3 protein-coding genes are annotated in these 2,229 nt (G+C 31.1%); all 3 read right to left on the reverse strand.

Going from position 1 to position 2,229, the window contains the following annotated elements; all coding sequences use genetic code 11:
* Window positions 1–227 precede the first annotated feature (227 nt).
* Window positions 228–596 (reverse strand): VOC family protein, encoded by a 369-nt coding sequence (locus ADA55_RS21675; RefSeq protein ID WP_048687544.1) that lies wholly within the window; start codon window positions 594–596, stop codon window positions 228–230.
* Window positions 597–917: 321 nt separating this feature from the next.
* Window positions 918–2,006: a DUF4030 domain-containing protein gene (locus ADA55_RS21680; protein ID WP_048687545.1), complete on the reverse strand. Its 1,089-nt coding sequence runs from the start codon at window positions 2,004–2,006 to the stop codon at window positions 918–920.
* The coding region (locus tag ADA55_RS21685; protein ID WP_048687546.1) for an RNA polymerase sigma factor at window positions 1,990–2,229 on the reverse strand (240 nt) is incomplete at its 5' end. The genes ADA55_RS21685 and ADA55_RS21680, both read right to left, overlap by 17 nt.

The following is a 2,229-nucleotide window of genomic DNA, read 5'->3' on the forward strand; positions in this document are numbered from 1 at the left end:
TTTGAGATACAAAATCGAGTACATTATAAACAATACAGTCATACAAATTTATCTGTAAACACAAAGGGGAAGGCAATATCTATTCCCTCCCCTTTTTCGAACACCATATATTTTTAATCTTCTTGATTACTTTATAAAAAGATTGATTATTTTTGTGATCCTTAATGAACTAACGCACCCGTTAGTTCATTAAGGCCTTCTATGTACTCTATGTTTCAAAAAAGAACTTATAAGTTCAAATTTTGAATCATTTCTACCCTATTACCAAATGGGTCTCTAAATTCAAATCGTTCAAAATTTGGAATTGGAACACCATCAAGTATTTGTATATTCTCTTTTGTTAATCTATTTTTCCAATATGAGATGTCTTCTACTTCGTAAGCAATATGTGCTTTAGTTTTCAATCTATCAAAATCATCTTCTGTTCCTATATGTACATCTTTATCACCGACTTTTAACCAAAATCCTCCTCGTCCTTTAAGGGATTCGGGTTTTTCGATTTCTTGTAAACCTAAAATACCACAATAGAAATTTTTAGCCTTTTCTTCAGTCTCCTTTGGAATAGTTATCTGAACGTGATGTAATCCTTTAATCATTTTAGCACCCCCTAATGAATTCAAATTTTACCAAAATTCCCCTTAATACAAGGATACTAAACTTCCAACGTAAATAAAATTTTATATTATTTATAAAAATACATAAGAATCTCTTATGGTTAATGTTTTATATTTATAGTTACATCTTCCACTAACCTGTCCCGATAGTTGCATAAAGAAAGAGCTGTCTTTAAGACAGCCCTGATCTTCAGCTAAAGCACCCGTTAGTTCATTAAAAAAAGGTTGCCGCAGCAACCCTCCCTAATTAAACTAAGCCTCCGTTAATTCCAAAAAAACTGAAAGTTAGAGATGTATGCTAGTTTAATTTATCTTCTTTTTATCCTTACTGTATACATAAATTTTGTATGAATCATTTTTAACCAATGGTTGCATTTCTTTAGAATTCAGATATTTTTTAAGGACCTTTTCGATATTATCACCATGTTCCTTTGAATCAGGATCCGAGCTATTTAAAGACGTCCATATATCAATCCTAGGTTCTGGGTTGATGGAATATCCAGTCAACGTAACTTTATAATCCCTTTTACCAATTAATTCATCAGTAATGGAATCTAGAATCGTCATCCATCTTTTGTCTCGATCTCTTTTATCCATGTCTACTTTATTAAATTTGACTGAGTATTTCTCCTTTGTTGTTTTCTGCAGTATATTATTAATTTCTTTTTTAATTTCATCTGTATTTGTTTCGGTGTCCGGTAGGGCTATTTCTATTGTCTTATTGGGATTCACACCATACTGTAAGATGTGATACTTTTCAAAAACTTTATCAAGAGCCCTCGAAAGTACCATATCCTTCTTATACTTTTTTTCTAGCTCTTCAATGTGTTTCTTTTCATCTTCGCTATAAGGAACATCCACATTTTTTTCTATTTTAACTTTATAAGCATCATAATTGTTTGATTGTAATATATCCTTCACAATACCTTCAATTTCACCTTTAACACTTTTATAATATTGATTAGAACCCTCAACAGTTATAGTTATCGTTTTATTGGGATAGTTAATATTAGGACCACTAAATTTGTAGCCCTTCTCGCTTAATTCTTCATTAATAATAGTACCAACCGGTTCTTTATTCATAATTGAGTTTAAGAATGGAATTTTTGAGACCACTTCTGCCATTGCAGGAGAGATGAAAGCTGAGCCAATAAATAAACTAAATAATATGACCAATGCGATAGCAAAGTATGTTAACGTCCTGATCCAACTTACTTTTTTGATACGAGTTACTAGGATTGGGTTCTTATTTTTCTCTTGGGATTCCAATTTTTCAATACTAGTAATGATTCGTTTTTTCAGTTCTTGTTTTTGTGTTGTTTTCCACATTAGATCGGCATTTAACTTCTTTAAAGAACTATCAAAATCAGTATCTTCATATTGTTTTTTCATCCAAATAACCCTCCTTTATTAATTGTTTTTTCAATGCAGGAATAGCTCTAAAAAGAGTCGATTTAACTTTACTCTCAGACCAACTCAATATCTTTGCTGTATCCTCAATAGAAAAACCTTTGATTTTTCTTAAAACGATCACCTTTCGATATGTATCTTTGATTTCCCCTAAGGCTTTATATAGTTCAGATGATTCCTCTTTTATTCGAATCATTTCTTCAGG

This window comes from Bacillus sp. 220_BSPC (genome assembly GCF_001054655.1).
GTDB classification, from domain to species: Bacteria; Bacillota; Bacilli; order Bacillales; family DSM-1321; genus Peribacillus; species Peribacillus frigoritolerans.